The organism is Asticcacaulis sp., assembly GCF_047605585.1.
GTDB lineage: Bacteria > Pseudomonadota > Alphaproteobacteria > Caulobacterales > Caulobacteraceae > Asticcacaulis.
On the sequence record NZ_JASGFK010000006.1, the window covers coordinates 128,920 to 143,730 of the forward strand.

Annotated in this window: 16 protein-coding genes; 5 read left to right on the plus strand and 11 right to left on the minus strand. The window is 61.7% G+C overall.

Annotated features, from left to right (window positions below):
- Positions 1-149: 149 nt before the first annotated feature.
- The gene (locus tag QM647_RS14795) at positions 150-1,853 is read right to left on the minus strand and encodes a methyl-accepting chemotaxis protein (protein ID WP_414996309.1); all 1,704 of its coding nucleotides are present in this window, start codon (positions 1,851-1,853) and stop codon (positions 150-152) included.
- Between the two features lie 248 nt (positions 1,854-2,101).
- Positions 2,102-3,370, minus strand: a complete 1,269-nt coding sequence (locus QM647_RS14800; RefSeq protein ID WP_414996310.1) for an aspartate kinase — start codon at positions 3,368-3,370, stop codon at positions 2,102-2,104.
- A 129-nt stretch (positions 3,371-3,499) separates the two neighbouring features.
- On the opposite strand from QM647_RS14800, the gene ubiG reads away from it, so the two are divergent.
- The 3 genes from ubiG (at position 3,500) to QM647_RS14815 (ending at position 6,651) form a co-directional block, all read left to right on the plus strand.
- Positions 3,500-4,288, plus strand: coding sequence for a bifunctional 2-polyprenyl-6-hydroxyphenol methylase/3-demethylubiquinol 3-O-methyltransferase UbiG (gene ubiG, locus QM647_RS14805; protein ID WP_414996311.1), 789 nt, complete (start codon positions 3,500-3,502; stop codon positions 4,286-4,288).
- 166 nt (positions 4,289-4,454) lie between these two features.
- The gene (prmC, locus tag QM647_RS14810; protein ID WP_414996312.1) at positions 4,455-5,330 is read left to right on the plus strand and encodes a peptide chain release factor N(5)-glutamine methyltransferase; all 876 of its coding nucleotides are present in this window, start codon (positions 4,455-4,457) and stop codon (positions 5,328-5,330) included.
- Positions 5,331-5,637: 307 nt separating this feature from the next.
- Positions 5,638-6,651 carry a DUF4167 domain-containing protein gene (locus QM647_RS14815; RefSeq protein ID WP_414996313.1) on the plus strand — a complete coding sequence of 338 codons (1,014 nt, stop codon included), beginning with the start codon at positions 5,638-5,640 and terminating at the stop codon, positions 6,649-6,651.
- A 32-nt stretch (positions 6,652-6,683) separates the two neighbouring features.
- On the opposite strand, the gene QM647_RS14820 is transcribed toward QM647_RS14815, so the two are convergent.
- From QM647_RS14820 to QM647_RS14835, 4 genes are all read right to left on the minus strand, one after another.
- Complete coding sequence (locus QM647_RS14820) at positions 6,684-7,166, minus strand: DUF1178 family protein (RefSeq protein WP_414996314.1); 483 nt, start codon at positions 7,164-7,166, stop codon at positions 6,684-6,686.
- Positions 7,163-7,990, minus strand: coding sequence for a carbon-nitrogen hydrolase family protein (locus tag QM647_RS14825; RefSeq protein WP_414996315.1), 828 nt, complete (start codon positions 7,988-7,990; stop codon positions 7,163-7,165). Before QM647_RS14825 ends, QM647_RS14820 begins: the two co-directional genes overlap by 4 nt.
- A gap of 3 nt (positions 7,991-7,993) precedes the next feature.
- Positions 7,994-8,248: a glutaredoxin 3 gene (gene grxC, locus QM647_RS14830; protein ID WP_414996316.1), complete on the minus strand. Its 255-nt coding sequence runs from the start codon at positions 8,246-8,248 to the stop codon at positions 7,994-7,996.
- Positions 8,249-8,312: 64 nt separating this feature from the next.
- Entirely contained in the window at positions 8,313-9,128 is an 816-nt protein-coding gene (locus QM647_RS14835) for a ComF family protein (protein WP_414996317.1), read from the minus strand.
- Positions 9,129-9,143: 15 nt separating this feature from the next.
- Between QM647_RS14835 and QM647_RS14840 the strand changes: the two genes are divergently transcribed.
- Positions 9,144-10,055 carry a methyltransferase domain-containing protein gene (locus tag QM647_RS14840; RefSeq protein WP_414996318.1) on the plus strand — a complete coding sequence of 304 codons (912 nt, stop codon included), beginning with the start codon at positions 9,144-9,146 and terminating at the stop codon, positions 10,053-10,055.
- An 8-nt stretch (positions 10,056-10,063) separates the two neighbouring features.
- On the opposite strand, the gene QM647_RS14845 is transcribed toward QM647_RS14840, so the two are convergent.
- The 3 genes from QM647_RS14845 to QM647_RS14855 form a co-directional block, all read right to left on the minus strand.
- Positions 10,064-10,411, minus strand: coding sequence for an excalibur calcium-binding domain-containing protein (locus QM647_RS14845; RefSeq protein WP_414996319.1), 348 nt, complete (start codon positions 10,409-10,411; stop codon positions 10,064-10,066).
- A 69-nt stretch (positions 10,412-10,480) separates the two neighbouring features.
- A complete protein-coding gene (mutT, locus tag QM647_RS14850) occupies positions 10,481-10,879 on the minus strand; it encodes an 8-oxo-dGTP diphosphatase MutT (protein WP_414996320.1) in 399 nt (132 codons plus the stop codon).
- A gap of 63 nt (positions 10,880-10,942) precedes the next feature.
- Positions 10,943-11,245 (minus strand): DUF1330 domain-containing protein, encoded by a 303-nt coding sequence (locus QM647_RS14855; RefSeq protein WP_414996321.1) that lies wholly within the window; start codon positions 11,243-11,245, stop codon positions 10,943-10,945.
- A gap of 146 nt (positions 11,246-11,391) precedes the next feature.
- Between QM647_RS14855 and QM647_RS14860 the strand changes: the two genes are divergently transcribed.
- The gene (locus tag QM647_RS14860) at positions 11,392-11,943 is read left to right on the plus strand and encodes a hypothetical protein (RefSeq protein WP_414996322.1); all 552 of its coding nucleotides are present in this window, start codon (positions 11,392-11,394) and stop codon (positions 11,941-11,943) included.
- Here the strand turns inward: QM647_RS14860 and argJ are convergent.
- Positions 11,940-13,379 (minus strand): bifunctional glutamate N-acetyltransferase/amino-acid acetyltransferase ArgJ, encoded by a 1,440-nt coding sequence (gene argJ, locus QM647_RS14865; RefSeq protein ID WP_414996323.1) that lies wholly within the window; start codon positions 13,377-13,379, stop codon positions 11,940-11,942. The genes QM647_RS14860 and argJ overlap by 4 nt on opposite strands.
- A 399-nt stretch (positions 13,380-13,778) precedes the next feature.
- On the minus strand, positions 13,779-14,780 hold the full coding sequence (locus QM647_RS14870) for a peptidylprolyl isomerase (protein ID WP_414996324.1): 1,002 nt from the start codon (positions 14,778-14,780) through the stop codon (positions 13,779-13,781).
- Positions 14,781-14,811: the final 31 nt, after the last annotated feature.

The window sequence follows — 14,811 nt, forward strand, 5'->3', positions numbered from 1 at the left end:
ACTGGCAGGCGGGTGAAGCCGACAGGTGCCGGTCCACGCGCTTGTCAGGTGATGTATGATCTAGATACAGCCCGTTAATATCGCATTAATTGTAAACATGAACGGCATCCACTTACCGTATTCAATTGCAACTGACTCGCAGAAATCGGTCAGGCCGCCCGCAGTTGATGCACGAAGGCGGCCACTTCCTGCTGCAGGCTGGCGGCTTGTTCGGTCAGGCTCCCGGAAAGTCCCATCAGCTGGGTAGAGGCGGCACCCGTCATTTCCGCCGCCCGGCCGACGCCGAAGATATTCTCGGTCACGGCCTGCGTGCCATCGGAGGCACGGGCAGTATTGCCGGCGATCTCGTGCGTGGCCGCGCCCTGCTGCTCCACCGCCGAGGCGATATTGCCCGATATATTGCGCATATCGGTGATGGTCGAGACGATGCGTTCGATCGAGCCGACCGTGCGTTCGGTGGCGCCCTGGATCTGGGCTACCTTGTCGCCGATATCCTGCGTCGCCTTCGCGGTCTGGGTGGCCAGAATCTTGACCTCGGAGGCCACCACCGCGAAGCCCTTGCCGGCGTCTCCGGCGCGGGCGGCTTCGATGGTGGCGTTTAGGGCCAGAAGGTTGGTCTGGGAGGCGATGTCGTTGATCAGGCTGACCACAACGCCGATGCTGGCGGCCGCTTCGGAGAGGGCGCGGATTTCCTGTTCGGTCGTGGCGGCCTCGCCGGCAGCTTCGCGCGCCACTTCGGCGGCCCGGCCGACCTGGCCGTTGATTTCATGAACCGAGGCGGCCATTTCCTCGGTGGCGGCGGCCACGGTCTGGACATTGGCGGCCGCTTCCTCGGCAGCCCCGCTGACCACCTGGGCCTGACGGCTGGTTTCCTCGGCGGTGGCCGAGAGGCTCTGGGCGGCGTCCGATACTTCTCCCGACGAGCGGGCGACGGAATCGGCCAGGGCGCCCATCTTAGCCTGGAAGTCGTCGGCGATAGCATGGCGCTCGGCCATCAGGCGGGCGGCATTGGCTTCCTCGGTTTGAATGGCCTGTTCGCGCATACGCTCGGTTTCCTCAAGCCCCTGACGGAACAGTTCGGTGGTGCGCGCCATAGTGCCCAGCTCATCGCGACGGTCCTGGCCGGGGACGGTCAGTTTGAGCTGGCCCTTCGACATGCCGGTCATGACATCGATCAGCCCCTTGATCGGGCCGACAATGCCGGTTTTCGTCAGCCACAGCGACAGGAGCGTGACCACGGACAGACCGCCGATGATCGAGGCCAGGGTGATCAGGATGGTGTCGTGCGAGGTCTTTTTCAGATGGGCGACCAGTTTTTCATTATCGGCAATACCCTGATCGACCATTTTGGACAGGCCGGTGATGACCGTCAGAAGCTGCGGAGCGCATTGCGTGTTCATATGCTCGATGGCGGCGGCGCTGCCGGTGCTCTTGGCCAGAGCGATGGTATCGGCGCAGGTGCTGGAAACGATGCCCTGATAGGTCTGATGCAGGTCTTCAAGCTGCGCCTGCTTTTCTGGCATCAGTTTTTTGGCCAGCTGCATTTCGCTCTCGAACGACTGCGCGCCTTCGCTAACATCGGCCTCGGCCTTGGCCACGCCTTCCGGCGTGCTGGCGGTCACCAGCTTGAGGATGGAGCGCGAGGTCCAGACCGCATGACGGCCGGCGCGGGACAGGGCCACATTGGCGCGGGCGGGACCGACCAGGGCGGCGTCATAGTCGCTGGTAATGGCATTGATCTGCCAGGAGGCGAAACCGGAGGCCGACACGGATACCAGCGCCAGCAGGGAAAACAGCAGCAGGATCTTGCCCATCATGGGCAGGTTATTGAATGACAGTCTTCCGGATGACATGAGGGCGTACTCCACCAGGCCGCCTGCCCTATACAGACGCATAACAGGAGTATTTAAAAGAAATGGTTAATATCGCGTGTAGGTTACTTCACATCACAAAGTAACCCTAAGCATCATTTACAGATATTTTCGCTTTGAAATCAGAAGCGTCGCAAAATACCACACCCGCTTTTCGGCGCCCTGAAACAATTAACGGCGCCCCGCGGTACGGAGCGCCGTCTATTCTTTACCCTCAGGAACAGGCGGGCTTAAGCGCCGATCTTGTCCAGGCCATAGGCCGCGTGCAGGGCGCGCACGGCCAGCTCGGTATAGGCTTCGTCGATCAGGACGGAGATCTTGATTTCCGAGGTCGAGATGACCTGGATATTGATACCCTTTTCCGACAGGGCGCGGAACATGGTCTCGGCCACGCCGGTGTGCGAGCGCATGCCGACGCCGACGATCGAGATTTTCGACACGCCTTCATCGACCTTGATATCGTCGAAGCCAAGTTCCTCTTTCGCGGCCGTCATGATCTCGGCGGCGCGCTGGGCGTCGCGGCGGCCGACCGTGAAGAGCTGATTGGCGTATTCGCCCGAGCGCTTTTCCGACTGGACGATCATGTCGACATTGATATTGGCGGCGGCCAGGCGGCCGAAGACCGCGGCGGAGACGCCGATTTTGTTGGGCAGGCCCAGCAGGGTGATCTTGGCCTCATCACGGCTGTAGGCCACGCCGGAAACGATATGTTTTTCCACGATTTCTTCCTCGTCGCACACCAAAGTGCCTTGATCTAAATTCTCGCCGGGCTCGACGAAGGATGACAGCACGCGCACCGGCATGCGGTAGGCCATGGCCAGCTCGACCGAACGGGTCTGGAGCACCTTGGCGCCGAGCGAGGCCATTTCCAGCATTTCCTCGAAGGAAATCTTGGGCAGGCGCTTCGCCTTGTTCTCGATGCGCGGGTCGGTGGTGTAGACGCCGTCGACATCAGTATAGATATCGCAACGGATGGCCTGGGCGGCGATGGCCACGGCCACGGCCGAGGTATCCGAACCGCCACGGCCCAGCGTGGTGATGCGGTCATCGTCGGTCACGCCCTGGAAGCCGGGGACGACGACGATCTGGCCGGAATCGAGGGCATTGATAAGATTGTCGGCCGCGAAATCGCCGATGCGCGCCTTGCCGTGCAGGTTCGACGTCTTGATCGGCAGCTGCCAGCCCATCATCGAACGCGCCGGATAGCCGAGATTGCGCAGGGTCATGGCCAGCAGGCCGGCGGTCACCTGTTCGCCGGAAGCCACGACCACGTCGTATTCGTCATCGCTGTTGGCATGGACCTCGGCGGCCTTGCCGGTGGGCTGGCCGGCGCCATCGGTCCAGGCGACCAGTTCATTGGTCTTGCCGGCCATGGCCGACACCACCACCGCCACCTTGTGACCGGCGTCAACCTCGGCCGCGACCAGTCGTGCCGCCCTGCGGATGCGTTCGAGGTCGGCCATGGAGGTGCCGCCGAACTTCATCACTAAACGCGTCATTTCGCCACTTTCTTTCTGACGGACAGGCATCTATCCTTGTCCGGACTTGTTGCGCGGCCTAATTAGCGGTTAAGCCCCTGTGCCGCAAGGTCGATTCCGGCGACAAAAGATGAGAAATAGGCATCCAAAATGACCGAAACACTAAACAGTTTGGATTCAGGTTCTGCCGCCGGTTTCAGCATCGACGAGGGGGAGGTTTCGCGCTTTTCGGCCTTGGCCGCCAAGTGGTGGGATGTGAAGGGTGAATTCGCACCGCTGCACAAATTTAACCCGACGCGCGTCAAATTCATCCGCGAAACCTGTCTGGAGCACTTCTCCCTCGACTATCGCCAGCGCGCGCCCTTCGAGGGCCTGCGCCTGCTCGATGTCGGCTGCGGCGGCGGGCTGCTCAGCGAGCCGATGCGCCGGATGGGCTTTACCGTCACCGGCCTCGATGCCTCTGAAAAGAATATCGGCACCGCCAGCGCCCATGCCACGCAGGGCGGGCTCGACATCCGCTATCTCAACCAGACGGTCGAACAACTGGCGGAATCGGGCGAGGTTTTATACGACGTCGTCCTGACCATGGAGGTCATCGAGCACGTCAGCGATCCGGAAGCCTTCCTGAAAACCTGCGCATCGCTGGTCAAGCCGGGCGGCATCCTGTTCGTGGCGACTCTGAACCGCACTCTCAAGGCCCATGCCCTGGCGATCGTTGGTGCGGAATATGTGCTGCAATGGGTGCCGAAGGGCACGCACGACTGGCAGAAATTCCTGATGCCGGAGGAGATCATGACCTTCCTGGACGGCACGCCCCTGCTGCCGGAGCGGCCGGTCGGGGTCAGCTATAATCCGATTTCAGACCAATGGGCCTTGTCGGACGACACCGATGTGAACTACATGGTGGTCGCGAAATATCCGGTTACGGCCGCGTTTTAATTTCTGACCACGAAAAACACGAAAAGCACGAACTTTTGCCGCGGCAATGCTGCGCGAAGCGCCTACCGTTTCGAAAAACGTGCCCCACAAGGCGGTCGGCGCGCTACGCACCTGTTCGTGCTTTTCGTGTTTTTCGGGGTTAGCTTCTTCTAAAAAGCCTGAATTCATGTCCCCTACCCCAAATACCTTGACCTTGGTCAAAGCCTGGACCGGCGCGCAACAACGCCTCAAGGGCGCCTTCATCGACTCGCCCGCCATCGATGCCCGCCTGCTGCTGGAAGCCGCCACCGGCGCCACGCGGGCCGACATCCTGACCGATCCCTACCGCGAGCTGACCGAGAACGAGATCAACACGCTGGAGGAATTCCTGGCCCGCCGCGAAAAGCGCGAGCCGGTGGCGCGGATTCTGGGGCGCAAGGGCTTCTGGAAACTGCTGCTCAACCTTTCCGAACACGTGCTGATCCCGCGGCCGGAAACCGAGGTGATCGTCGATATGATCCTCAAGCGCAGCCAGCCGGGCGACGCCTTCCAACTGGCCGATCTCGGCACCGGGTCCGGCGCCATCCTGCTGTCGGTGCTGTCTGAACGCCCTGCGGCAAAAGGTCTCGGCACCGATATCAGCGAGGATGCCCTGGCCGTAGCGCGCGACAATGCCGCCAATCTGGGCCTGAGCGGCCAGACCGCCTTCCTGCGCACCTCGTGGGGCGCCGGCCTGCATGACGGCACGTTCGATATCGTGGCTTCCAACCCGCCCTATATCCGCTCGGATGTGATTCCGACCCTGGAGCCGGAGGTCAAGGACCACGATCCGATTCTCGCCCTGGATGGCGGCCAGTCGGGCCTGGAGGCCTATATCGAGCTGGCGCCGGAGATTTTCCGCCTGCTCAAGCCGGGCGGCATGGCCTATCTCGAAATCGGTTTTGACCAAGCGATGGATGTGGAAAACCTAATGAGATCAGCAGGTTTCGATGACGTAAGCACCTATCTCGACCTCTCCAACCTGCCACGCGTCGTTACCGGACAAAAGCCGCATCAGGCGTGACACAAAATTCCGCTTGGCAGACAGCTTCGGAAAGGCTAGACATAACCGTCTTCCTCACATCGCGAACAGGCCCGGCCTTATACAGACGGTATCAACGCGGCAGAGGACTGTGAGAGCGCGAGGCTTTCTTGGGTCAGAACACGGCCCCCCGCGCCCCTTAAAGCCAGGACAATTGCAAGGTTCAGGACCGCTACACACGACGATTAGCCAACGGTCCGACCTGAAATTTATGCACATTTCGCCGCCCGGACATGAACGCGGGCGGAGCGTAAGAGAGACGAAATTACCGATGAAAGACTTCAGGGGCATGAAACGGCAACGCAGCCGTAACCGCAAACCCGCCGGCAATTCCAACAATCCCAACCGCGCCTACGAGTCTAACGGACCCGAGGGCACCAAGGTGCGCGGCAACGCCCAGACCATCTACGAAAAGTACCAGCAGCTCGCCCGCGACGCCAATTCGGCCGGCGACCGCGTGCTGGCTGAAAACCACCTGCAGCACGCCGAACATTATTTCCGCATGATCCGCCAGATGCAGCCGACGCGACCGGTGTCGGAATTCGTACAGCGCGATCCCTTCTCCAGCGGCTTCGACGATGATTACGAAGAGGTCGAGGTCGAGGCCAGCGAAACCGAGGCTGAGGCTTCCGGCGACGAGCAGGCTTCGGACGAGCCGCGTTATGAGGCCCGCGAGCGCAATAACGATCGCGACAACCGCAACAACCGCGACCGTGACAACCGCAACAATCGTGACCGCGACCGCATGAGCGGCGAGCGCAACTTCAAGGATCGCAACAACGGCGAGCGCAACAATGACCAGCGGTCGTTCGAGCCCCGCAACAACAATCAGCCCCGTGACAATCAGGGCCGCGATTTTGGCGGAGACCGTAACGAGCCGCAGTTCGACGAGAACGGCAATCGCCGCGAAACCCGCCGCGAGCGCTATGAGCGCCGCCGCCAGCAGCGTTTTGCCGAGCAGGAAGCCAATATGAACGCTTCCACACCGCTGCCGGTCGCCGAGCCGGCCTATACGTCACCGGCCTTTATCGCCTCGACCCAGCCGCTTGGCGCCGCGCCCCGCGCACCGCAACCTGACCTGGGGTTTGAAGCGCCGGCCGCTGAGGCCCCGGTGAAGCGCGAGCGCCCGCCGCGCAAGCCGCGGGCTGACGCCTCGGATGATGCCGCGCAACTGCCGGCCTTCATGCACCGCCCAACGCCTGTAGCCGCCGAACCGGCCACCGCCGCCGCGCCGGAAGCCGAGGCCAAGCCCAAGCGCACCCGCAAAAAGAAAGAGGACGCCAGCGCGTCCGAAGAAGCCTAAGAAAAAGCCTCCGATGAAAATCGGAGGCTTTTTTAGTTCAGCTTCTTATCGATCAGTGGCGCCGTGGGCGGCGGCAGAGGAACCTTCGCCTCGCCTTCCGTGGCCGGTGAAAAGACCGGTACGGCCGCGACGGGCACACCGTCCTCAACCAGCCCCTTCACCTCTTCCGGCGTGGCCTCGCCGTAGATCGGTCGCTCAGGCGTGAGACCTTCGTGCATATCGCGGGCCTCGCTGGCGAATTCTTTCCCGACATAATCGTGCGTCGACTCGACATGGCGTCGCAGGCGATGCAGGGCCTCGGCCACCGCCTGCTGCGCTTCCGCGAGCGATTGCGGCGCGTCCTTGCCCTTGGTGGTGCGCACCATCGGCGCCATGATCGCCTTGCTCACGGCCTTCGAGCCACACATCGGGCATTCGACCAGTCCCTTGGCCACCTGCTCATCAAAGCCATCGGATGACGAAAACCAGGCCTCAAACTCGTGCTCAACAATGCATCTCAACGCGTAGCGGATCATACCCGGAACTCTCTGTCGTGCTGCAGACAAGGCAGGGCCTGCCGCGCACGGGTCACTTCACTGAAATCGATACTGGCTTCCAGAACCGCCGGGCGGTCATGGTCCAGACGGGCGATGACCTCGCCCCAGGGCGAGATCACCATGGAATGGCCATAGGTGGTGCGGCCATCTTCGTGCAGACCGCCCTGCGCCGGCGCCAGCACGAAACAGCCGGTCTCGATGGCGCGGGCGCGCAACAGCACCTCCCAGTGCGCCTTGCCGGTCGGCACCGTAAAGGCGGCGCAGACGGCGATCATGTCGGCGCCCTGCTTGGCCAGAGCGCGATAGAGGTGCGGGAACCGGACATCGTAGCAGATGGTCAGGCCTAAAGCGCCCCAGGGTGTCTGGGCCAGGGCCGCCGCTTCGCCCGGCCGCATGGTGGCGCTTTCGCGATAGGAGCGGCCATCCGGCGTATCGGCGTCGAACAGGTGGATCTTGTCATAGCGGGCGACGACCTCGCCATGCGCATCGATCAGGAGACTCCGGTTCGCGGCGCGATCATCCATCTCGGATTTGACGATGGCCGAGCCGATCAGGATTTCGACGCGCAATTGCTGCGCCAGATCGCGTATGCCCTTGATAAAGACATCCTCGGCTTCGGTCGTGACCACCTGCGCCTTGCGTTCCTTGCGCGCCTCCATCAGGTTGGCGCATTCCGGCAGCAGGATAAACGACGCACCGCCGGTCGCCGCCTGAAGGATCAGGGGCCGGACATGCTCAAGCGCCGCCGCCGGGTTGGCCGGGGTGTTGGTCTGGATCAGGGCGAGGTTAAGGATGTCAGCCATCAATCAGGCAGCCAGCAGCGGATCGAGACCGCCACGCGACTCCAGCGCCATCAGGTCATCGCAGCCGCCGACATGGGTGCCGTTGATGAAGATCTGCGGATAGGTATAGCGGCCCGAGCGCTCGTTCATCTCGGCGCGCAGGGCGGGATCGTGCGAAGCGACGATCTCGTTATATTCGGCGCCCTTCTGTTCCAGCAACGCCTTGGCGCGCTCGCAATAGGGGCAATAGGGCTTGGTGTAGATATCGATCTTTGACATGGGGCACTCGGTACAAGGGAATCTGTTACACGAATATAGGAAAACGTGCCGGAAATTAAAGTCTTTAGTGCTTTACGGCCCTCGCCAGCACGCAGACATCCACCGAAGCCGCACCTGCCTTTATAAGCGTATCTGCACAGGCGCGCAGAGTGGCCCCCGTTGTGAAGACATCATCGATCAGAACGATGCGTTTGCCCTGGATATGTTTCTGAGCGCGTGCGCTTACCGAAAAAGCACCGCGCACATTTTCCCAGCGCGCCTGAGCGCCCTTGCCGCGCTGATGGGTCTGGCGCTTGCGCTTCAACACATCGCCGAGATAGACCTTGCCCTGGCGGCGTGCCACCGGCCGGGCCAGTTCCGCCGCCTGGTTGAAACGGCGATGCAGCAGCCGCAAAGGATGCAGCGGCACCGGCATGACGATATCGGCCTCACAGATCACATCCGCCCCGGCACGTTCCAGCCAGCGCGTCAGCATCGGCGCCAGATCGAGCCGGTCGCCATTCTTGAAACCGAGGATCAGGCCGCTGACCGCCTCGTCATAGATGCAAGCGGAACGGGCACGACGAAAAGGAAAGGGTTTGTCCGTACACTCATCGCAGTGCGCGCCGGCGCCCAGAAACAGACCGCCTTCGAAGGGCCGGGCGCACATATCGCAGCCATCGTGATCGAGAAAGCGGATACGCGACCAGCCGGTGGCAGCCAATCCGGCACCCATCAGGGCTTCCGGCGGCGCATCCTCGTGGCTGTCAAAGCGGTGCGGCGGAAAAACTGTATCCAGCGCGTGGACCATCGAGGCGCGCAGATGCGAAAGCGTCAGGCGGTCATCGACAAAGGCCTTAACCTCGGAACGGATTTGGCCTAAACGGGAGCCTATTCGCATACTGAGTGCCCCGTCATGTCTCTTCCCCCCAAAAGCCCACCAAGCCTGTTTGACCGCTCGCTGCTCGCCCACCGACTTGATCGCGCGGCCGGTGGCTTTTCGCAAGCGCATTTTCTGCGCGAACGGGCGGTGGAAGACCTGATCGAGACGCTCTCCGCCATCAATCGCCCGTTCGATGTGGCGCTCGATATGGCGGCGCGTGATGGCGCCTTCGGCCGGGCTGTCCGGGGCACGCCGGTAGAAGGCAAGATCGGCCTGCTGATCGAGGGCGAACTGTCGGACAAGCTGTCGGCGCAGCAATCCGGCACGGCGCGTCTGGTGATGGACGAGGAAACCCTGCCCTTTGGCGATGACAGCCTCAACCTGGTGGTCAATGCTCTGGGCCTGCATACGGTCAATGACCTGCCGGGCGTATTGGTGCAGGTGCGCCGCGCCCTGAAGCCGGACGGTCTGTTTATCGGCTCGCTGTTCGGCGGCGAGACCCTGACCGAGCTGCGCGCCTGCCTGATGGAGGCCGAGCTAGAGGTGCGCGGCGGCTATGGCCCGCGCATTGCGCCCTTCGCCGAAAGTCCGGACCTGATCGACCTCCTGAAACGCACGGGCTTTTCCATGCCGGTGGTCGACAGCGACCGCGTGACGGTCAGCTATGAGCACCCCTTGCGGCTGATGGCCGACCTGAGGCTCATGGGCGAAAGCAATATCCTGCACCAGCGCCCACGCAAGGGCCTGAACCGCGCCATTCTGGAAAAGGCCTCCGCGCTCTATTTCGAGCGTCATGCCGATGACGAGGGTCGCATCACCGCCACCTTCGAGATCATTACCCTATCCGGCTGGAAGGCGCATGACAGCCAGCAAAAGCCCCTTCGGCCCGGTTCGGCAAAAGTGCGCCTGGCGGATGCCCTGGGCGTCAAGGAAGGCAAGCTTTAGTCCCTGCCTCAGGCCCTGTTCGGAATTGGGCAGGCAATGCCCTTGTGGCGGGGATCGAGATAGCTCCAGTAACCCGGCTGGCCGCGATGCGCCGAAGAAAGGTGTACCGAGCGGGCGATATCGCAGCCGCCACCGGCTGCCAGATGGCGCAGGGTGGTCGGCACATCCCACGGACTGAACTGGGTCAGAGCCAGATACAGGCACAAGCCGATCAGGACAAAGGTGCTCATCAGTTTCAGGCGATCGGAGATTTCGCTTTGCGCGCTCAGGCGACCCGAGGTTGCGCCCATGCGTTGCCGCAGAAAGGCGGCATCGTGACGGTCAGACTGTCTTCCGTAGCTTGGTCCATGCGTCATTGCCCGGCCCTCCACATGACCAGGCTACACCCAACACTCTAATAGTGCGTTTTCAAAAACTATTAATGATCAGATAAAATCGCGCAGCCAGGCGACCAGCGGATCGTCGGCCGGCGGCATGGGATACTGGCCCATATCATTGGGGCGCACCCATTTCAGCGCCTTGTGCTCCTTGGATTCCGGTTCGCCTTCCCAGCGGCGGATCAGGTAGAGCGGCATCAGGAGATGAAAGGTCTCATAGGTATGCGAGGCAAAGACGAACGGCGCCAGGCAGGCCTGCTTGACGACGATGCCCAGTTCTTCTTCCAACTCACGGATCAGGGCTACTTCCGGCGTTTCACCGGGCTCGACCTTGCCGCCGGGGAATTCCCACAGGCCGGCCAGTGACTTGCCTTCAGGGCGCTGGGCGATCAGTACCCGGCCATCGGAATCCACAAGGGCAGCGGCAACAACAAGGACGGTTTTCATGACAGGCTTCCGGACGCAGGGGCATCCTTTTTGGCTTAAAAGTCTAGCTGAAGCAAATGCCGTCTAGTCGATATAGGTGACGAACTGGTCGGTGATATAGAGTCGGGCGTCGCGAATGGCCAGGCGGCGCTGCTCCATTTTCGACAGGCTGTCCGGATCGTTGCGGAAATCGTCAAAGGCCTGCATGTCGGGGAACTGCAGGATATGAATTTCATCCGGATCGCCCGGTTGCGGTGCGGAGGGATGCGAGGCGGATATGATCTGTCCGCCATGGCGATAGATGATCGGCGCCATATCGGCTTCATGCGCCCGCAGGGCGGCAATCCCGCCCTCGCCGACATAAAGAAGCACTACAATCTGGATCAAAACGCGCATCCTTATGCAACTGAACTTGATACTGATTGTTGTTTTAAATCGGCACCGCTTTCCGAATTGTGAACAGTCTCGACAGACTTGCCCAGGAAGACATAGGGTAGGATTTATAATCGCCGCAAAGACGCAGAGGGGGAAAAATGGGCTTTTCAATATCGTGGATTGGATTTCGCGCTACGGAAGCGCCCGCTATCCTGCGTACGCTGAACCTGCATATTCTGCAAAAAGTGGATGCGTATAATGAAGCGCCATTCTCGTTTGCGAACATGCCCTCAGGCTGGACGATTATATTTTCAAACGATCCCGGCTGGGCGTCTTTTGACCGGCTGGCGGCCTTGTCGGCGGGGCGAGAGATCATCGGCATGATTATCGAGGAACATACCGATATCTGGGGCATTTACGATTATATCAACGGCCAACCAAGCTGGTATGTCGTACGCGAGACCACGACGGGCAAGTCTTTACTCCATTCGGACGGCGCCATTCCGGATATCGCAAAACCTTTCCTGACCCAAGCCTGGCGTAACCAGGAGGAAAAGGATAACACCGCCTTGCGACATTACCCCTCGCATGAGCCGGTCGATATCGCGGAAGCCATTACCGGCTACAGGCACGACAGGTATGGACCTGATGGCAACCCTGCCTTCCATGTTCTCGAAGCCGGATTTACTGCCCCGTCTGGAGGCCTTTAGCTTCGATAATCGCCATTGATGCTGATATAGCCATGCGTCAGGTCGCAGGTATAGACGTGCGCCAGGGCCCGGCCAACGCCGACATCGACGCTGATTTCCAGCTCGGCGTTTTTCATATAGGCTGACATGGCCGCCTCGTCATAGGTGTGCGACACAGCGCCATGTTCGGCCGCCACCAGGTCGCCGAAGCGGATGGCGATGCGATCACGATCCACCGGCTCCTCGGTCTTGCCGACGGCCATGACGATCCGGCCCCAGTTGGCGTCTTCGCCGGCCAGCGCCGTCTTGACCAGCGGGCTTTCGGCGATCGACTTGGCGATCTTGCGCGCCGAGGCCGGGCTTGACGCCCCTGTGACATTGACCTTGACGAACTTGGTGGCGCCCTCGCCATCGCGGATCAGCTGCGTGGCCAGCGCGTGCATGACCTTTTCCAGCTTGGTCTTGAAATCGGCCAGACGCTTGTCGCCGGCGCGCGAGATCTTCGGCGCGCCGGCGACACCGGTGGCGAACAGCAGGCAGGTGTCATTGGTCGAGGTATCGCCATCGACCGTCACCGAATTGAAAGTGGTGCGGGTATAGAGGGCCAGCAGACTTTGCAGCACGCCGGGCGAAAGCGTCGCGTCGGTAGCGATAAAGGCCAGCATGGTGGCCATGTCCGGCGCGATCATGCCGGAGCCCTTGGCGATGCCGTTGATGCGCACGGTAACGCCCTCGATCACCGCCGTTTCCGACGCCCCCTTGGGGAAGGTGTCTGTGGTCATGATGGTGCCGGCGGCCTCGGCCCAGGCATCGGCGCGCAGGTCCTTGTCCAGATCGAACAGCTTGGCGGCAATCTTGGAATCGTCGAGCACCACGCCGATCACGCCCGTGCTCGCCAGCATGATGTCGCGCTGACGGCAATCGATGCGGCGGCTGAGCGCCGAGGCCGTGCGACGCGCGGCATCGGCGCCCGGCTTGCCGGTAAAGGCATTGGCGCAGCCGGCGTTGCAGATCAGGGCGCGGACATCACTGCCCTCATTGGCTTCCAGCTGCTTCTTGCACCAGTCGACCGGCGCCGAGCCGACCGTATGGCGGGTGAAGACGCCGGCGCAGGTCGTGCCCTCGGCGAACTTCATCAGCAGCGTATCTTTCCGGTCATGCTTGTAGAAGCCGGAGCGGGCGGTTGAGAGTTGCACACCGCCGACCGGCGGCATCTCCGGCAGGGGCACGGCCAGAGGGGATACGGCCAGGCCGGGCTTACCCGGAGCCGATGAACTCGCGGCGGCCTTCGGCGCCTCGGCATCGGTCGTGTGGGTCAGGTTGGCCACGGCATCGGCGCCCGTCTGCACCGCGCGCTTCACCGCGCTGGTGATGGGATCAAGCGCGCGCTCCAGCCCTTCGGCGGCGCGCTGGGTGATGCGGCTGGCGGAGGGCGTTTTGGGCGGCGTCTTGGTCATGGGCACGGGTCCTTATCCGGGCGGTATTGCGGTCTTGCCCCTTAACAGAGACCCAACAAGGATACCATAGGTAAAAAGGATCACAGACGGTGCGGGCCGGGTCACACGCATTATTACCGAAGATTTTTCCAGATGTGACAGCCGGAGGGCTTTTTCGCAGATGCGAAATATGATATGACAGCGCTGTCAACAATATTTGGCGAGCCGCCGTTTGTTATCAGGCCCGCAGGAACCGTAGAATTATGAAGTACGTCGCAAGCTTTCTCGTCCATCTGATCGTCAGCTGGGGCAAGGCCCACCGCCTGCCGGTCGTTGACTGATCACTCAGATTAAACGAGCCAAGAAAAGCGCGTCGCGGCATTTGCCGGACGCGCTTTTTTTTAATTCAGCTCTTCTTGTTCAACTCTTCTTGCCGGTCTTCTTTGCCGGGGCAGCACTCGAAGTGCTGGTCGAGGTGCTGGCAACAGATCCGGCCTCATCCGAAGCCGAGGCGTCACTTGTCTCATCCGGCGCCGCCGCGGGTTCTTGTTCCGCCGAACCGGCTGTCGGCTTGACCAGCAGTTCGACATTGGCCTTCTTGCGCAGGCTGTTCAGCATGCCGGCGACCTGGTTATAGATCAGGTAGCGCATGATGATCGGGCGCTCCTCATCCAGGGTCGGCAGTTGTTCCGGCCGGCGGTCCTCGACGCGGAAAAGGGCCCAGCCGCCATCGACCTGCACCGGCCCGACGGTATCGCCGGCCTTGGCGGTCATCAGCGCGGGCTTGTAGGCTTGCGGCATGATATCCGTGGTGAAATAGCCCATATCGCCGCCATTGAAACGCGTACCCTGGTCGATCGATTTTTCCATGGCCATAGCTTCGAAGAGCGCCCCGCCCTGGATCTGCTTCAGCGCGGCCTGGGCATCGGCCTGCGTCTTCAGCAGGATCATGCGAGCGCGAATCTCTTCCGACTGCTTCGACAGCTTCAGCTGCTCGTCGTAGTGGTCCTTGACCGCCTTTTCATCGATATCGCGATCGATGGTATTTTCCACCAGCATGTCGCCCAGGATGCGGTCATGCGCTGCGCGCAGGCGGCGCTGGGCGGTGGTTGATTTTTCCAGCCCCTTGGCGCTGGCGGCCTTGGCCAGCAGGCGCTGGTCGATCACCTCTTCCAGCGTACGCGAAAACAGATCGGAGGTCACATCGAGCGGCTCGCCCGGCCCGATCTGGCCTTGCGCCACGGCCTCGGCGCGGACATCAGAGGTCCAGATGGTTTCACCATCGATGCGCGCCACGGCGACATCGCCCGGCTCCGGCGCGGCCTCGCTGCTGACCGGTGCCTTGTTGCACGCGGCCACGCTCAAGGTCAGGGCCAGCACCGCCGGCAGGCAAACGAGACGCAGAGCTGACAATCTACCCATGAATTTCCCCAAAGCGGCCCTCAAGAGATAA

Coding starts and splice junctions, on each gene's coding strand:
- QM647_RS14800 (WP_414996310.1), bottom strand. CDS start 3,370: ATGACGCGTTTAGTGATGAAGTTCGGCGGCACCTCCATGGCCGACCTC.
- QM647_RS14825 (WP_414996315.1), bottom strand. CDS start 7,990: ATGGCTGACATCCTTAACCTCGCCCTGATCCAGACCAACACCCCGGCC.
- QM647_RS14795 (WP_414996309.1), bottom strand. CDS start 1,853: ATGTCATCCGGAAGACTGTCATTCAATAACCTGCCCATGATGGGCAAG.
- QM647_RS14820 (WP_414996314.1), bottom strand. CDS start 7,166: ATGATCCGCTACGCGTTGAGATGCATTGTTGAGCACGAGTTTGAGGCC.
- QM647_RS14860 (WP_414996322.1), top strand. CDS start 11,392: ATGGGCTTTTCAATATCGTGGATTGGATTTCGCGCTACGGAAGCGCCC.
- prmC (WP_414996312.1), top strand. CDS start 4,455: ATGTCCCCTACCCCAAATACCTTGACCTTGGTCAAAGCCTGGACCGGC.
- ubiG (WP_414996311.1), top strand. CDS start 3,500: ATGACCGAAACACTAAACAGTTTGGATTCAGGTTCTGCCGCCGGTTTC.
- argJ (WP_414996323.1), bottom strand. CDS start 13,379: ATGACCAAGACGCCGCCCAAAACGCCCTCCGCCAGCCGCATCACCCAG.
- QM647_RS14845 (WP_414996319.1), bottom strand. CDS start 10,411: ATGACGCATGGACCAAGCTACGGAAGACAGTCTGACCGTCACGATGCC.
- mutT (WP_414996320.1), bottom strand. CDS start 10,879: ATGAAAACCGTCCTTGTTGTTGCCGCTGCCCTTGTGGATTCCGATGGC.
- grxC (WP_414996316.1), bottom strand. CDS start 8,248: ATGTCAAAGATCGATATCTACACCAAGCCCTATTGCCCCTATTGCGAG.
- QM647_RS14840 (WP_414996318.1), top strand. CDS start 9,144: ATGTCTCTTCCCCCCAAAAGCCCACCAAGCCTGTTTGACCGCTCGCTG.
- QM647_RS14815 (WP_414996313.1), top strand. CDS start 5,638: ATGAAACGGCAACGCAGCCGTAACCGCAAACCCGCCGGCAATTCCAAC.
- QM647_RS14870 (WP_414996324.1), bottom strand. CDS start 14,780: ATGGGTAGATTGTCAGCTCTGCGTCTCGTTTGCCTGCCGGCGGTGCTG.
- QM647_RS14835 (WP_414996317.1), bottom strand. CDS start 9,128: ATGCGAATAGGCTCCCGTTTAGGCCAAATCCGTTCCGAGGTTAAGGCC.